The sequence below is a fragment of the Mesorhizobium sp. B2-6-4 genome (genome assembly GCF_006441495.1).
In the GTDB taxonomy this organism is placed as follows: Bacteria; Pseudomonadota; Alphaproteobacteria; order Rhizobiales; family Rhizobiaceae; genus Mesorhizobium.
In genome coordinates, this window is record NZ_VFUE01000003.1 from 327,111 (window position 1) to 340,630 (window position 13,520).

At 62.1% G+C, this 13,520-nt stretch carries 16 protein-coding genes; 13 read left to right on the forward strand and 3 right to left on the reverse strand.

Annotated features, from left to right (window positions below):
- Position 1 precedes the first annotated feature (1 nt).
- A complete protein-coding gene (locus FJ426_RS06155) occupies positions 2-583 on the reverse strand; it encodes an NYN domain-containing protein (protein WP_140494612.1) in 582 nt (193 codons plus the stop codon).
- 333 nt (positions 584-916) lie between these two features.
- Here FJ426_RS06155 and rpoZ point away from each other — a divergent pair, with 333 nt between their 5' ends.
- From rpoZ to FJ426_RS06175, 4 genes are all read left to right on the forward strand, one after another.
- Positions 917-1,318 (forward strand): DNA-directed RNA polymerase subunit omega, encoded by a 402-nt coding sequence (rpoZ, locus tag FJ426_RS06160; protein WP_140494610.1) that lies wholly within the window; start codon positions 917-919, stop codon positions 1,316-1,318.
- Positions 1,319-1,446: 128 nt separating this feature from the next.
- Positions 1,447-3,675, forward strand: a complete 2,229-nt coding sequence (locus tag FJ426_RS06165; RefSeq protein WP_140517800.1) for a bifunctional (p)ppGpp synthetase/guanosine-3',5'-bis(diphosphate) 3'-pyrophosphohydrolase — start codon at positions 1,447-1,449, stop codon at positions 3,673-3,675.
- A 28-nt stretch (positions 3,676-3,703) separates the two neighbouring features.
- Positions 3,704-4,282 carry an orotate phosphoribosyltransferase gene (gene pyrE / locus FJ426_RS06170; protein ID WP_140517801.1) on the forward strand — a complete coding sequence of 193 codons (579 nt, stop codon included), beginning with the start codon at positions 3,704-3,706 and terminating at the stop codon, positions 4,280-4,282.
- A 10-nt stretch (positions 4,283-4,292) separates the two neighbouring features.
- Positions 4,293-4,673 carry a VOC family protein gene (locus FJ426_RS06175; RefSeq protein WP_140559458.1) on the forward strand — a complete coding sequence of 127 codons (381 nt, stop codon included), beginning with the start codon at positions 4,293-4,295 and terminating at the stop codon, positions 4,671-4,673.
- Between the two features lie 6 nt (positions 4,674-4,679).
- Here FJ426_RS06175 and FJ426_RS06180 read toward each other — a convergent pair whose 3' ends face one another.
- Positions 4,680-5,201, reverse strand: coding sequence for a GNAT family N-acetyltransferase (locus FJ426_RS06180; RefSeq protein WP_140559459.1), 522 nt, complete (start codon positions 5,199-5,201; stop codon positions 4,680-4,682).
- 216 nt (positions 5,202-5,417) lie between these two features.
- Here FJ426_RS06180 and FJ426_RS06185 point away from each other — a divergent pair, with 216 nt between their 5' ends.
- The 9 genes from FJ426_RS06185 to FJ426_RS06225 all read left to right on the forward strand — a co-directional run bounded on the left by FJ426_RS06185 (position 5,418) and on the right by FJ426_RS06225 (position 12,945).
- Positions 5,418-6,017 (forward strand): DUF2062 domain-containing protein, encoded by a 600-nt coding sequence (locus FJ426_RS06185; RefSeq protein WP_140824801.1) that lies wholly within the window; start codon positions 5,418-5,420, stop codon positions 6,015-6,017.
- Positions 6,014-6,427 carry a holo-ACP synthase gene (acpS, locus tag FJ426_RS06190; protein WP_140494597.1) on the forward strand — a complete coding sequence of 138 codons (414 nt, stop codon included), beginning with the start codon at positions 6,014-6,016 and terminating at the stop codon, positions 6,425-6,427. The genes FJ426_RS06185 and acpS overlap by 4 nt, the downstream gene beginning before the upstream one ends.
- A gap of 77 nt (positions 6,428-6,504) precedes the next feature.
- Positions 6,505-7,254, forward strand: coding sequence for a signal peptidase I (gene lepB, locus FJ426_RS06195; protein WP_140494595.1), 750 nt, complete (start codon positions 6,505-6,507; stop codon positions 7,252-7,254).
- A 4-nt stretch (positions 7,255-7,258) separates the two neighbouring features.
- Positions 7,259-7,984: a ribonuclease III gene (rnc, locus tag FJ426_RS06200; RefSeq protein ID WP_140494593.1), complete on the forward strand. Its 726-nt coding sequence runs from the start codon at positions 7,259-7,261 to the stop codon at positions 7,982-7,984.
- Positions 7,981-8,913: a GTPase Era gene (gene era, locus FJ426_RS06205; RefSeq protein ID WP_140494591.1), complete on the forward strand. Its 933-nt coding sequence runs from the start codon at positions 7,981-7,983 to the stop codon at positions 8,911-8,913. The genes rnc and era overlap by 4 nt, the downstream gene beginning before the upstream one ends.
- 5 nt (positions 8,914-8,918) lie before the next feature.
- Positions 8,919-9,809 (forward strand): aminoglycoside phosphotransferase family protein, encoded by an 891-nt coding sequence (locus tag FJ426_RS06210; RefSeq protein WP_140824803.1) that lies wholly within the window; start codon positions 8,919-8,921, stop codon positions 9,807-9,809.
- A gap of 581 nt (positions 9,810-10,390) precedes the next feature.
- A complete protein-coding gene (locus FJ426_RS06215; protein ID WP_140517808.1) occupies positions 10,391-11,527 on the forward strand; it encodes a porin in 1,137 nt (378 codons plus the stop codon).
- A 132-nt stretch (positions 11,528-11,659) separates the two neighbouring features.
- Complete coding sequence (gene recO / locus FJ426_RS06220; protein ID WP_140494585.1) at positions 11,660-12,430, forward strand: DNA repair protein RecO; 771 nt, start codon at positions 11,660-11,662, stop codon at positions 12,428-12,430.
- On the forward strand, positions 12,427-12,945 hold the full coding sequence (locus FJ426_RS06225; protein WP_140824808.1) for a PaaI family thioesterase: 519 nt from the start codon (positions 12,427-12,429) through the stop codon (positions 12,943-12,945). Before recO ends, FJ426_RS06225 begins: the two co-directional genes overlap by 4 nt.
- Positions 12,946-12,990: 45 nt before the next feature.
- Here the strand turns inward: FJ426_RS06225 and FJ426_RS06230 are convergent, their stop codons facing one another.
- Positions 12,991-13,455: an NUDIX domain-containing protein gene (locus FJ426_RS06230; RefSeq protein WP_140580886.1), complete on the reverse strand. Its 465-nt coding sequence runs from the start codon at positions 13,453-13,455 to the stop codon at positions 12,991-12,993.
- Positions 13,456-13,520: the final 65 nt, after the last annotated feature.

Sequence of the window (13,520 nt, forward strand, 5' to 3'; positions counted from 1 at the left end):
CTCAGTACTCGTCCTCTTCCGTCTCGGCCGGTTCGGGTCGGCGCACCGGCCTTTCGGAGGGATCGCGGCCCACCTCGTTCTTCAACGTCATCAGGTCGATGAAATGGTCGGCCTGGCGACGCAGATCGTCGGAGATCATCGGCGGCTGCGAGGCCATGGTCGAGACGATCGACACCTTGCGCCCGCGCCGTTGCAGCGCCTCGACCAGCGTGCGGAAATCGCCGTCCCCGGAGAAGATGACATAGTGGTCGACGACATCGGCCAGTTCCAGCGCATCGACGGTCAATTCGATGTCCATGTTGCCCTTGATCTTGCGGCGGCCGGTCGAGTCGGTGAATTCCTTGGCCGGCTTGGTGACGACCTTGAAGCCGTTATAGTCGAGCCAGTCGATCAGCGGCCGGATCGAGGAATATTCCTGATCCTCGACCAGGGCGGTGTAATAGTAGGCGCGCAGCAGGTAACCGCGTTTCTGGAAGCTCGACAGGAGCTTGCGATAATCGATGTCGAAACCGAGCGCGCGCGACGTGGCGTAGAGATTGGCGCCGTCGATGAACAGGGCGATCTTTTCACGGGGGTCGAACATGGAAAAATTCCTTTTCGAAATAAGCGGCCGTCAAAACGAAATGCGACTATCAGTAGGGTTCGCAATAAACCGGCTGACCTTACGCTTTTCGAAATAACGCCAGTTTTGTGGCAATCCAAGGGTGCGTTGCCGCACTGCAAGCAATTGTGATCGCCGGCTTGGTACCGGGCGCACCGGAGCTCGACCGAAACCGGCTTCGGGGGAAATCCGACAAAGCAATGACAGATCCTGCGTTCTCCGGCCCCGGCATTCCATAATGCTTGTATTTCGGCGGCGTTCGGGTTATTGACCGCGCCTGTTTTCCATTAAATCCAGGCATGAAAGGGGCAATCCATGGCCCGCGTAACCGTTGAAGATTGCATCGACAAGGTCGACAACCGCTTCGAGCTGGTGCTTCTGGCCGGCCACCGTGCTCGTCAGATCAGCCAAGGCGCGCAGATCACCGTCCCGCGCGACAATGACAAGAACCCGGTCATCGCACTGCGCGAGATCGCCGACGAGACATTGTCGCCCGACGACCTCAAGGAAGACCTGATCCATTCGCTGCAGAAGCATGTCGAGGTCGACGAGCCCGAAGCCGATGGCGAGGCGATCGCCGATCAGACCGGCGCAGCCGTCACGGCCGCCGATACCGATGATGCGGAGGACAACATCGCCTTCGATCGCATGACCGAGGAAGACCTGCTGGCCGGCATCGAAGGCCTGGTGCCGCCGGAAAAGAGCGACGACTACTAAGACTGCTTTGCGGAGGCGCCTGGAACAATCTTCCGGCACTTCCGTCCCGGCAGTTTCGTGGCTATCTATGACATGCGCCGTGCAGCAGTGCGGCGCATGATTCATTTCATCGCCGAGAGATTCCGCCCATGATGCGTCAGTATGAGCTTGTCGAGCGCGTCCAGCGCTACAAGCCTGACGTCAACGAGGCGTTGCTCAACAAGGCCTATGTCTATGCCATGCAGAAGCATGGCCACCAGAAGCGCGCTTCCGGCGACCCCTATTTCTCGCATCCGCTCGAAGTCGCCGCCATCCTCACCGAAATGCACATGGACGAGGCGACGATCGCCGTCGCCCTGCTGCATGACACGATCGAGGACACCACGGCGACCAGGGCCGAGATCGACGAACTGTTCGGGCCCGAGATGGGCAAGCTGGTCGAGGGTCTGACCAAGCTGAAGAAGCTCGACCTCGTCTCCAAGAAGGCCGAGCAGGCCGAGAACCTGCGCAAGCTTCTGCTGGCGATCTCGGAAGACGTGCGCGTGCTTCTGGTCAAGCTCGCGGACCGCTTGCACAATATGCGCACCCTCGACCATGTGCCGGAAGCCAAGCGCCTGCGCATCGCCGAGGAGACGATGGATATCTATGCGCCGCTGGCCGGGCGCATGGGCATGCAGGGCATGCGCGAGGAACTGGAGGAGATCGCCTTCCGCTACATCAATCCGGAAGCCTATCGCGCCGTCACCGCCAGGCTCGCCGAGATTTTCGAGCGCAACAAGGGTGTGCTGTCGGAGATCGAGAAAGCGCTGTCGGCTCTGTTCGAGAAACACGCGATCAATGCAGGCGTCAAAAGCCGGCAGAAGAAGCCGTGGTCGGTGTTCCGCAAGATGGAGGCCAAGGCGCTCTCCTTCGAGCAATTGTCCGACATTTTCGGCTTTCGCGTCGTCGTCGACAATGTCGAGGACTGCTATCGCGCGCTTGGCGCCATCCACACCGCCTGGTCGATGGTGCCCGGCCGTTTCAAGGACTACATCTCAACACCGAAGCAGAACGACTACCGCTCGATCCACACCACCATCGTCGGGCCGTCGCGTCAGCGCGTCGAGCTTCAGATCCGCACCCGCGAGATGAACAAGATCGCCGAATATGGCGTCGCCGCCCATTCGATCTACAAGGATACCGGCGGCAAGGCGAACGGCACGGCCCATTCGATCTCGAAGGAAACCAATGCCTATGCCTGGCTGAGGCGCACGATCGAACAACTCGCCGAGGGCGACAATCCCGAGGATTTTCTCGAGAACACCAAGCTGGAACTGTTCCAGGATCAGGTGTTCTGCTTCACCCCCAAGGGCATGCTGATCGCGCTGCCGAAAGGTGCCACGCCGATCGACTTCGCCTATGCGGTTCACACCGATGTCGGCGACACCTGCGTCGGCGCCAAGGTCAACGGCCGCATCATGCCGCTGATGACGGAGCTGAAGAATGGCGACGAGGTGGAGATCATCCGCTCCAAGGCGCAGGTGCCGCCGGCCGCGTGGGAATCCGTCGTCGTCACTGGCAAGGCGCGCGCCGCCATTCGCCGCGCCACCAAGAACGCCATCCGCAAGCAGTATTCGGGTCTCGGCGCGCGCATTCTCGAACGGGCTTTCGAGCGGGCCGGCAAGAATTTCACCAAGGAAAACCTGAAGCCCGTCCTGCACCGGCTGGCGCGCAAGGACATCGAGGACGTGCTGGCGTCCGTCGGCCGCGGCGAATTGGCGTCCACCGACGTCATGAAAGCCGTCTTCCCAGATTACAAGGACGAGCGCGTCACGCCGGCGGCGCCCAAGCAGCGCGAGGAAGGCTGGTCGAAGATCCGCAACGCCGCCGGCATGCTGTTCCAGATCCCGGGCCGTGCCGCGCGCAAGGACAAGGACCAGCCGCGCGACGGCGCGGTGCCGATCCGTGGCGTGCGCGGCGACCTGCCGGTGCGTTTCGCGCCGGAAGGGGCGGTGCCTGGCGACCGCATCGTCGGCATCGTGCAGCCGGGCACCGGCATTACCATCTATCCGATCCAGTCGCCGGCGCTGCAGGCTTTCGACGACCAGCCCGAGCGCTGGATTGACGTGCGCTGGGACATCGACGAGCGCACCAAGGAACGCTTCCCCGCGCGTGTTTCCGTCACCGCCATCAATGCACCGGGATCGCTCGCCGACATCGCCCAGGTCGTTGCCTCGAACGATGCCAACATCCATACGCTGTCAATGGTGCGCACCGCGCCCGATTTCACCGAAATGCTGATCGATCTCGAAGTCTGGGATCTGAAGCATCTCAACCGGCTGCTGTCGCAGCTCAAGGACAATTCGAGCGTCAGCGATGCACGGCGTGTCAATGGCTAGCTCGGCTGATCTACACGGGGATGGACGGATGAATACGGACGAAGTGCTGGATATCTTTCGCCAGGCTGGTGCTGTCCTGGAGGGGCATTTCATCCTGACATCGGGTCTGCGCAGCCCTGTCTTCCTGCAGAAGGCGCGCGTATTCATGCATGCCGACAAGACCGAGCGGCTGTGCAAGGCGCTGGCCGAAAAGATCCGCGCCGCCGTGCCGGGCAAAATCGACTATGTCGTGGGCCCGGCCATCGGCGGGCTGATCCCGGCCTACGAGACTTCGCGCCATCTTGGCGTGCCGGCGATCTGGGTCGAGCGGGAAGGGGGCGAGTTCCGGCTGCGCCGCTTCGAGATCGCGCGCGGCGCGCGTGTCGTCATTGTCGAGGACATCGTCACCACTGGATTGTCTATCCGCGAGACCATCGACTGCCTGCGCGAACTTGGCGCCGAGGTCACGGCGGCGGCCTGCATCATCGACCGCTCGGCGGGCAAGACCGATGTCGGCGTGCCGCTGATCGCCCTCGCCGAGTACGAGGTGCCGGCCTATCCGGCCGATCGGTTGCCGCCGGAACTCGCCGCCATACCGGCGATCAAGCCGGGCAGTCGCAATATCTGAGAGGGGCGGGATGATCATCAGTATCGATCATTTCGTGCTGACGGTGGCCTCACTCGAGGCGACCTGCGCCTTTTACCAGCGCGTTCTGGGCTTTAAGCGCATCGATACGCCGGGCCTGCCGACAGCCCTGGCTTTCGGCAACCAAAAGATCAATGTCCACGAGGTCGGCCGCACCTTCGAGCCGAAGGCGAAGTCGCCGACGCCCGGAGCCGGTGATTTCTGCCTGATCACCGATCGGCCGCTCGGCGAACTCCTCGCCAGTCTCGAAGCCGATCGTGTGGCGGTGGAACTTGGACCAGTAGAGCGGATCGGCGCACGCGGCCGCATGATGTCTGTCTATTTCCGCGATCCCGACGACAATCTGATCGAGGTCAGTGAATATCTGGAATAGCCGCCGTTAAATCCGCGCGAGATCGAGCAGCATTGCGCAGCGCCGGCTCACCGGCATGCCGTGCGCGGCTTCCTGTCTCAGCCACCCGGCGAGCCGCGCATCGATCTGCGCATCCTCCAGGACGCGGAATCCGAACTTTCGGTAGAACGGCACGTTCCAAGCAACATCGCGAAATGTCGTCAGCGTGATCGTTGCAAGGCCGCGCCGCCTGGACTCCTCGATGACGGTCTCCAGCAGGGCTCGGCCGATGCCCGAGCCTTGCCACTCAAAACGAACGTCGAATTCCAGGATATGCAATGCATCGTCCTCAACGCTGGCGCTCAAGAAGGCGATGGCGCGGTCGCGCTTGTCCGTGGCGACCCAGCATGTGCCCTCCGTGGTCAGCGCGCGGTGCCGCTCGACGCTCATATTGCCGTCTTCGGCGATCCAGGCGAGGTCCGGTATGGAACGAAACGCCAGCCCGGCGGATTGCTCGATATCGGGCAACTCTTTCGCCTCGTCGTCGCGCGCTGGTCGAATGGTGGCCATGCCGGCCGTCCTTCTTTTCCTCAGTTTCGCCTCAATGGCGATCTTGTTACCCCCTGCGGCAGACCATCGCGGCAGCGTTTCGTTGTTCCGAAGGCAGCCTGTCGCTATATCAAAGTCGTTGTTGCCTTTCTGCGCCCCGGAAGCGCAAGATAAGTTGCTGTGACCTGGCTTGGGTGGCAGGACGGCGGGTATTGGTAGATCAGGAATTGGAATAGAGTGCTTTTTCGACGCCGCGAGCCTGATGGCCTCTTGGAGCGGGTGCGTACCTATCTATGGCCGCGCCGGTCGTTTTCGCGCTCGCTGCAGTACTTCTCCAAGCGCATCCTGCGGCTGAAGGCCACGCCGCATGCGGTGGCGGCCGGCGTCGCCGCTGGCGTCTTTGCTTCGTTCTTTCCGGTGGGTTTCCATTTCGCCATTGCCGCGGTGCTGTGCTGGCTCATAGCCGGCAATCTGGTGGCGGCCGCACTTGGCGCCGTATTCTTCGGCAATCCACTGACGTTCCCGCTGCTGTGGGGCGCCTCCTGGGAGACCGGCAAGCTGATCCTGCACAACCGCCTGCCGGCGCACGGCCCGCCCGCGCCTCTGGGCGAGATGCTGCACAACCTTTCCTTCGCGCAATTGTGGGCCCCGGTGCTGAAGCCGATGCTGATCGGTGCGATACCGCTTGGACTGGCGTTTGGGCTTCTGTTCTACGCCATCACGCGCTGGGGCATGAACGCCTTTCGCGAGCAGCGGCGCAAACGGCTGGCAGAGCGCGCGGCCCGCCATGAGCAATCGTCTCACCCAAACGCAAGCATCGGTTCCACCGCGCGATGATCATCGGCATCGGCAGCGACCTGATCGATATCAGACGCATTGAAAAGTCCTTGGAGCGCCATGGCCAGCGCTTTATCCAGAGAATCTACACTGAGGTCGAGCAAGCCCGCTCCGAAAACCGTCGGGCGCGGGCGGCCTCCTACGCCAAGCGCTTCGCAGCCAAGGAGGCCTGCGCCAAGGCACTGGGCACCGGCCTGGCGCAGGGCGTGTTCTGGCGCGACATGGGTGTCGTCAATCTTCCGAGCGGCGCGCCCACCATGGCACTGACCGGTGGCGCCGAGGCGCGGCTGAACGCGATTCTGCCAAAGGGCCATCGGGCGATGATCCATCTCACCATCACGGATGATTTTCCGCTTGCTCAAGCCTTTGTGATCATCGAAGCGTTGCCCGTCGAACAAGCGCCACATTGATTGCATCTGACCACCGGCATGACGTTGCCCAGCGCGCGCCGAGACTCTATACCATCCAACGCACAATCGAGGACGACATGAGCGTGGCTGAAAAACCCCAGAAGAAATCCGGCGGGCTTGGCGAAACCGTCAGCGTCATCGTCCAGGCGCTCTTGCTTGCCTTGGTCATTCGCACGCTCTTGTTCCAACCCTTTTCCATCCCGTCGGGTTCGATGCGGCCGACGCTGCTCGAGGGCGACTATCTCTTCGTCACCAAATGGTCCTACGGCTATTCCCGTTATTCGCTGCCCTTCGGCCCGGACATCTTCTCGGGCCGCATCTGGGGCTCCGAGCCGAAGCGCGGCGATGTGGCTGTGTTCAAGTTCCCGCCAGACCCGTCCGTCGACTATATCAAACGTGTGGTGGGCCTGCCTGGCGACAAAATCCAGGTGAAGGACGGCCAGCTGTTCATCAACGGCGTCGGCGTGCCGCGCGTGAAGACCGGACAGATCGACAATCCCGACATCACCGAAAAGGATTATCCGATCGACGTCTATCGTGAGACGCTGCCCAACGGCGTCAGCTACGACACGCTGGATCTGTCGCCGAACTCGATCGGCGACAACACGCGCGAGTTCGATGTTCCGCCCGGTCACTATTTCATGATGGGCGACAACAGGGACAACTCCGCCGACAGCCGATTCTCCGTCGGCTACGTTCCGGCCGAAAACCTGGTTGGCCGGGCCAACCTTGTTTTCTTCTCGATCGCCGGCAAGGCGAGCCCGCTCGAAATCTGGAAGTGGCCGTCGCTTATGCGTGCTTCGCGCCTCTTCCACTTCGTTAATTAGGGTCATGGCGGCGACAAGACGGCTGACCGCCGACGCGCTCGCCGAAGCGCTGGTGGAGCGCACGGGCCATGCCTTTGCCGACCGCAGGCGCCTGCAGCGTGCCTTGACCCATGCCAGCGCCCGCGGCGCCAATGCCGGCACCGACTATGAGCGCTTTGAGTTCCTGGGCGACCGGGTTCTCGGCCTCGTGGTGGCCGATATGCTGCTGGCCGCGTTTCCCGATGCGGCGGAAGGCGAATTGTCGCTGCGGTTCAACGCGCTGGTCAATGCCGAGGCGCTGTCGGAGATCGCCGAACATATTGGTCTGCCGGAGCTGATCCGCGCCGGATCCGACGTTCAAGGGCTCGAGGGACGCAAGCGCGTCAATCTGCGCGCCGACGCGCTGGAATCACTGATCGCCGTGCTCTACCTCGACGGAGGGCTGGAAGCGGCGCGCGCTTTCATCCACAAATATTGGCAGCCGCGCTCGCAGGCGTCGGGCGCCGGCCGACGCGACGCCAAGACCGAGTTGCAGGAATGGGCGCATCAGGCGGCAAGCGCCGTGCCCGTCTACCGCATCGATAGCCGCGAGGGGCCGGATCACGATCCGCTGTTCACCGTCAGTGTCATGGTTGGTGGGTTTCAGCCGGCTGTCGGCAGCGGCCGCTCCAAACGCGAGGCCGAGCAGGCCGCCGCCGCCGCCCTTCTCATTCGTGAAGGTGTCTGGATCGATCAGGGAGACGCGGCATGACAGCCACGGAAGACACGGTTCCGGCCGCGCCTGCGGCCGTTACGCATTCCGGCTTCGTAGCGCTGATCGGTGCGCCCAATGCCGGCAAGTCGACGCTGGTCAATCAGCTTGTCGGCGCCAAGGTGTCAATCGTCACCCACAAGGTGCAGACGACGCGTGCCATCGTCAGAGGCATCGCCACGCACGACAACGCGCAGATCGTCTTCGTCGATACGCCGGGCATCTTCAAGCCGAAGCGGCGTCTCGACACGGCAATGGTGACGACAGCCTGGGGCGGCGCCAAGGATGCCGATATCGTGCTGCTCCTGATCGATGCCGAGCGTGGCATTAGAGGTGATGCCGATGCCATTCTCGAACGCCTGAAGGATGTGCGCCAGCCGATGGCGCTGATCCTCAACAAGGTCGACCGCGTCAAGCCGGAGGCGTTGTTGGCGCTGGCGGCAGCAGCGAACGAAAGAGTGCCGTTCAAGCGCACCTTCATGGTTTCGGCGCTGACCGGCTCGGGCTGCAAGGACCTCCTCGATTACCTTGCCGAGGCGCTCCCGGTGGGGCCCTGGTATTATCCGGAAGACCAGATCTCCGATCTGCCGATGCGCCAGCTCGCCGCTGAGATCACTCGCGAGAAGCTCTATCTCAGGCTGCATCAGGAACTGCCCTATTCCTCGCACATCGAAACCGAGAAATGGGAAGAGAAGAAGGACGGCTCGGTGCGCATCGAGCAGGTCATCTATGTCGAACGCGACAGCCAGAAGAAGATCGTGCTCGGCCACAAGGGCGAGACCATCCGCGCCATCGGCCAGGCGGCGCGTATGGAAATCGCCGGCATCCTCGAGCAAAAGGTGCATCTGTTCCTGTTCGTCAAGGTGCGCGAGAACTGGGGCGACGATCCCGAGCGCTACCGCGAGATGGGGCTCGAGTTTCCGCACTAGGATGGATGGTTAGCAAGTCGAATATCGACGCAGCTTTGGTCAGCCGGTTGATCGCGGCGCAGTTTCCTCGCTGGAGGGATCTTGCGGTTCGGCCGATTGAACCTGGCGGATGGGACAACAGAAGCTTTCGTCTCGGCGACGAGATGACCGTTCGGTTGCCCAGTGCCGCCGCCTATTCCCTGCAAGTGGAGAAGGAACATCGCTGCCTGCCGAGGCTGGCGCCGCTGTTGCCGCTGCCCATCCCTATACCGCTGGCGATGGGAGCCCCGGCCGAAGGCTATCCGTGGCATTGGTCCGTCTACAGGTGGATCGAAGGTGAGACTGCAAAGCGCGAGCGTATCGCCAACCTGTCGGAATTCGCGGCGGACCTGGCCGGCTTTCTGGTTGCGCTGAAGCGGATCGACCCGGCTGGCGGACCGGGGCCGGGCCAACACAATTTCTTTCGCGGCGGGCCGCTGAACGTCTATGACGGGGAGACGAGACAAGCGATCGCGGCGCTCGACACCCGTATCAACGCCGGCGCGGCAAGCGCTGTCTGGGAAACGGCTCTTGCCGCCCCTTGGCAAGGCCCGCCCGTCTGGTTCCACGGCGATGTCAGCTGGGGCAATCTTCTGGTTGAACACGGCAGGCTAAGCGCGGTGATCGACTTCGGCACCTCCGGCGTCGGCGAGCCCTCATGCGATCTGGCGATTGCCTGGACATTGTTCGAGGGAAAGAGCAGGGGGGCCTTCCGCGCTGGCCTCGGCGTCGACGACGCGACCTGGGCGCGCGGCCGCGGCTGGGCACTGTGGAAGGCGCTGATCACCGCCGCCGGCGAGATAGACGTCAACTCGGCCGAGATCGAACAATCCTGGCGCGTGATCGACGCGGTGCTGGCCGACCACAAGCGCCGGTAATAATGACCCAAACCGTTGGCTGGTGGCTATCGACCAGGGACGCCGAGGTTCCGTTGGGTCGACTTCTCAGTTGGCCAGCGCGGATTCTTGCAGACGAGTCCGCCGACGTCGGATTGATCTTCCCATCATGGCCTGTGGTCCGTCCCGGCGTGTCCGTGACCCGCTGAAAAGACTCCTTCGAGGGGATCGGCTTCGGTTTCACGTGGCTGGGGAATGGCTAGGTAGAAACGACCATGGAAGTGGGTTTATTTACGCGAAGTTTCTCAAACAATTGGTGTTCGTAGAATATCATCATAAAATTGGAACATACAGGGAATTATTACGGAAATATGACAATGTTCCACTTGTGCGGTGCCGTAGTCTGAAGTGAATTCTCCAGTGCTATTTCTGCAACACGGATTTAATCTATGTCATCAATCCCGAATGTTTGTGAAATTGTCATTGAAGGCGGAAGATTGATGGGTATGTTCGCCGCGAAAAGGGGACGCGGTGCGGGCCTTTTTCGTTGTGGTGAGGCGGGAAAATATATCCGCCAACCAAAATCCGAAGCCATTTTTAACTTTGACTGGAGAGGTCAGAAAATGAACATCAAGAGCCTTCTTCTCGGCTCAGCCGCGGCACTGATCGCGGTCTCCGGCGCTCGCGCCGCTGACGCTGTCGTCGTCGCCGAGCCGGAACCCGCTGAATACGTCAGGATCTGCGACGTCTACGGCGCCGGCTACTTCTATATCCCCGGCACCGAGACCTGCCTGCGCATCGGCGGCTATCTCCGCTATGACATAGGCGTCGGGGACAGCGGCACGCTGGATGGCGTCAACAACGTTGCCGATCACATGGACGGCGATAGCCACGACACCTATTACAAGAACATGCGCTTCGCGCTGAAGACCTGGACCGGCCAGGAAACCGAGCTCGGTACGTTGAAGACCTACACCGAGACTCGCTTTCAATTTGGCAACAGCAGCGGCGACTATGAGACTGGCGGCACTGGCTGGCAGGCCGGCAACAAGGCGACCACCCTCAACTTCGCCTGGATTCAGCTCGGCGGCCTGCGCGTCGGTAAGGATGAAACGGCATACGATTCGTTTATCGGCTATGCCGGCAACGTCATCCAGGACACGATCATCCCGTACGGTATCAAGGATACCAACGTCGTGCAGTACTATTTCGACGCTGGCAGCGGCTTCTCGGCCGTGGTCTCGCTCGAAGAAGGTACCGGCGTCAACACGATCGACAGCTATGTTCCGCATGTCGTCGGCGGCTTGAAGTACAAGGGCGACTGGGGTGCGGTCACCGGCGTCGTCGCCTATGATAGCAATTACGAGGAAGTGGCCGGCAAGGTTCGCTTGGACGTCAATGTCGGCAAGGAACTGACGCTGTTCGTCATGGGCGGCTACGGCACCAACGACAACATCAACGACTTCGGCACGGGCCGCACCCAATACAAGCCGTGGGGCGGAAACTGGGCGATCTGGGGTGGCGGCACCTACAAGTTCAACGACAAGACCTCGTTCAACGCCCAGATCTCCTATGACGACTGGAAGAACCTCGGCGTCGCTGCCAACGTCGCATACACGATTGTGCCCGGTTACACGATCACGGCTGAAGTCGATTACCTCAATGCAGGAAAATTCGACGACGCCGACTTCAACAACTGGACCAAGGCCGACAAGAAGAGCAGCGTCGGCGGCATCCTCCGCTTCCAGCGCTCGTTCTAACGGATCGACTGACCCCACCAGACCCGCCCGCAGCTGTGCTGCGGGCGGCTTTTTATGCACCCTTGCGAGAGCCAGCCCAGGCACCAAGCCCGTACCTTGATTTCGCCACCCGATCGGTGAAATGCTCCAGGCATGGAATGGCGCGACGAGGGAATCATTCTCGGCACCCGCAAGCATGGCGAAACCAGCGCCATCCTCGAGGTGATGACGCGTGCGCATGGCCGCCATCTCGGCCTCGTGCGTGGCGGGCGCTCGCGCAAGCAGCAGCCTGTTCTCCAGCCCGGCAACCGTGTCGACCTGCTTTGGCGGGCGCGCCTTGATGAGCACCTCGGCACGTTCCAGGCCGAAGCGATCGAGATGAATGCGGCCAGGTTGATGGAGAGTGCGGTCGCCGTGTATGGCCTGCAGACCATGGCCGCGCATCTGCGCCTGTTGCCCGAGCGCGACGCCCATGGCGGCCTCTACGAGGCGCTGTCGGTGATGATCGTGCATCTCGATGACGTCGATGCGGCCGGCGAACTGGTGGCCCGTTTCGAGCTCCTGATCCTCGACGAACTGGGTTTCGGTCTCGATCTCAGCCAGTGCGCCGCGACCGGCACGCGGCAGGATCTTGCCTATGTCTCGCCGAAATCGGGCCGAGCGGTGTCGCGGGAAGCCGGCGCGCCTTGGCGCGACAAGATGCTGGCGCTGCCGGCCTTCCTGCGTGGCTCCGGCCTGCGCGCCGATCCGGCGGCGATCCAGGATGCCTTCCGGCTCACCGGCTTCTTCTTCACCCGTCACGTCTACGAGCCGCGCGGCATCGAGCAGCCGGACGCGCGCTCCGGCTTCCTCGCCGCGCTGCGCAAGCACCACACGACAAAAGGCCTGTCGGGAGAAACCGCCGCGAGAGAAATCATCACATGAGCGAAGTGGAACTTTATCCAGGCCGGGTCTCGCCGCTCGGCCTCGGCACCATTCCGCATGCCGACATGCTTGCCTACACCGGCCTGGAACTTTTGCAGCGCATCATCGATGGCAAATATCCGGCGCCGCCGATTTCCTTCCAGCTCAGCTTCGCGCTGACCGAAGTCTCGGAAGGCCGTGCCGTGGTTCGGGGTGTGCCGAACGAGCGCCACCTGAACCCGTTGGGGGGCGTGCATGGCGGCTGGGCGGCGACACTGCTCGATTCGGCGCTTGCCTGCGCCGTGCAGACGCTGCTCGCAAAAGGCGAGGCCTATACGACGGCGGAATTCAAGGTGAACCTGACGCGGCCGATCACGCCCAGGACCGGAGAGGTGGTCTGTGAGGGCAAGGTCATTCACAAGGGCCGCACGCTGGCCGTTTCGGAAGCGACGCTGAAGGACGCCGGCGGCAAGCTGCTGGCTTTCGGCACCGAGACATGCTCGATCTTCCCGGCCTCCAATCTGGCGGCACGATAGGAATCGTCCTAAGGCGCACTGGGCGAGCGGTGATAACAGCGGATGTTATCCGGCATTTTGCCGTTCCACGAAATCGTCCAGGATCGCGCGCTGGCCTTTGAGTATCTTGAGACCGGCCTCCAACTCTGAAAACCAACCGGCCCGGTCCACTTCGGGAAATGCCTTCATGGATCCCGACCGTGGTGGCCACTCCATGGTGAACATGTTGCTTTTGATGGCATCGGTGTCGACGTCGGCCTCGACGCTCCACGCACTCACGATCTTGCCGCCAGGCTGCCGATAACTGCCGACAGGCTGGAAGTCGCCGTTGATGGCGACGCCGAGTTCTTCTTCCGCCTCACGTTGGGCGGCTTTCAACTCGTCCTCGCCTTCGTCGACGAGCCCTTTGGGGATAGACCATGCCCCCTCGTCTTTTCTTGCCCAGAACGGTCCACCCGGATGGACGAGCAGGAACTGGAGGGCCCCGGCGTTTCGCCGGTAGATCAGCAGTCCTGCGCTTCGTTGCGGCATACGTATTCCCATGACATCGCTTGGAGAACCCTTTGCGGCCAAGGTATCATAGGCCATCGGCTGCG

Excerpts from the sequence above, each read along its gene's own strand:
- FJ426_RS06215 (WP_140517808.1), top strand. The coding sequence starts at position 10,391 with ATGAACATCAAGAGCCTTCTTCTCGGCTCAGCCGCGGCACTGATCGCG.
- FJ426_RS06225 (WP_140824808.1), top strand. The coding sequence starts at position 12,427 with ATGAGCGAAGTGGAACTTTATCCAGGCCGGGTCTCGCCGCTCGGCCTC.
- FJ426_RS06210 (WP_140824803.1), top strand. The coding sequence starts at position 8,919 with ATGGTTAGCAAGTCGAATATCGACGCAGCTTTGGTCAGCCGGTTGATC.
- recO (WP_140494585.1), top strand. The coding sequence starts at position 11,660 with ATGGAATGGCGCGACGAGGGAATCATTCTCGGCACCCGCAAGCATGGC.
- FJ426_RS06230 (WP_140580886.1), bottom strand. The coding sequence starts at position 13,455 with ATGCCGCAACGAAGCGCAGGACTGCTGATCTACCGGCGAAACGCCGGG.
- acpS (WP_140494597.1), top strand. The coding sequence starts at position 6,014 with ATGATCATCGGCATCGGCAGCGACCTGATCGATATCAGACGCATTGAA.
- FJ426_RS06180 (WP_140559459.1), bottom strand. The coding sequence starts at position 5,201 with ATGGCCACCATTCGACCAGCGCGCGACGACGAGGCGAAAGAGTTGCCC.
- pyrE (WP_140517801.1), top strand. The coding sequence starts at position 3,704 with ATGAATACGGACGAAGTGCTGGATATCTTTCGCCAGGCTGGTGCTGTC.
- lepB (WP_140494595.1), top strand. The coding sequence starts at position 6,505 with ATGAGCGTGGCTGAAAAACCCCAGAAGAAATCCGGCGGGCTTGGCGAA.
- FJ426_RS06155 (WP_140494612.1), bottom strand. The coding sequence starts at position 583 with ATGTTCGACCCCCGTGAAAAGATCGCCCTGTTCATCGACGGCGCCAAT.
- era (WP_140494591.1), top strand. The coding sequence starts at position 7,981 with ATGACAGCCACGGAAGACACGGTTCCGGCCGCGCCTGCGGCCGTTACG.
- FJ426_RS06165 (WP_140517800.1), top strand. The coding sequence starts at position 1,447 with ATGATGCGTCAGTATGAGCTTGTCGAGCGCGTCCAGCGCTACAAGCCT.
- rnc (WP_140494593.1), top strand. The coding sequence starts at position 7,259 with ATGGCGGCGACAAGACGGCTGACCGCCGACGCGCTCGCCGAAGCGCTG.
- rpoZ (WP_140494610.1), top strand. The coding sequence starts at position 917 with ATGGCCCGCGTAACCGTTGAAGATTGCATCGACAAGGTCGACAACCGC.
- FJ426_RS06175 (WP_140559458.1), top strand. The coding sequence starts at position 4,293 with ATGATCATCAGTATCGATCATTTCGTGCTGACGGTGGCCTCACTCGAG.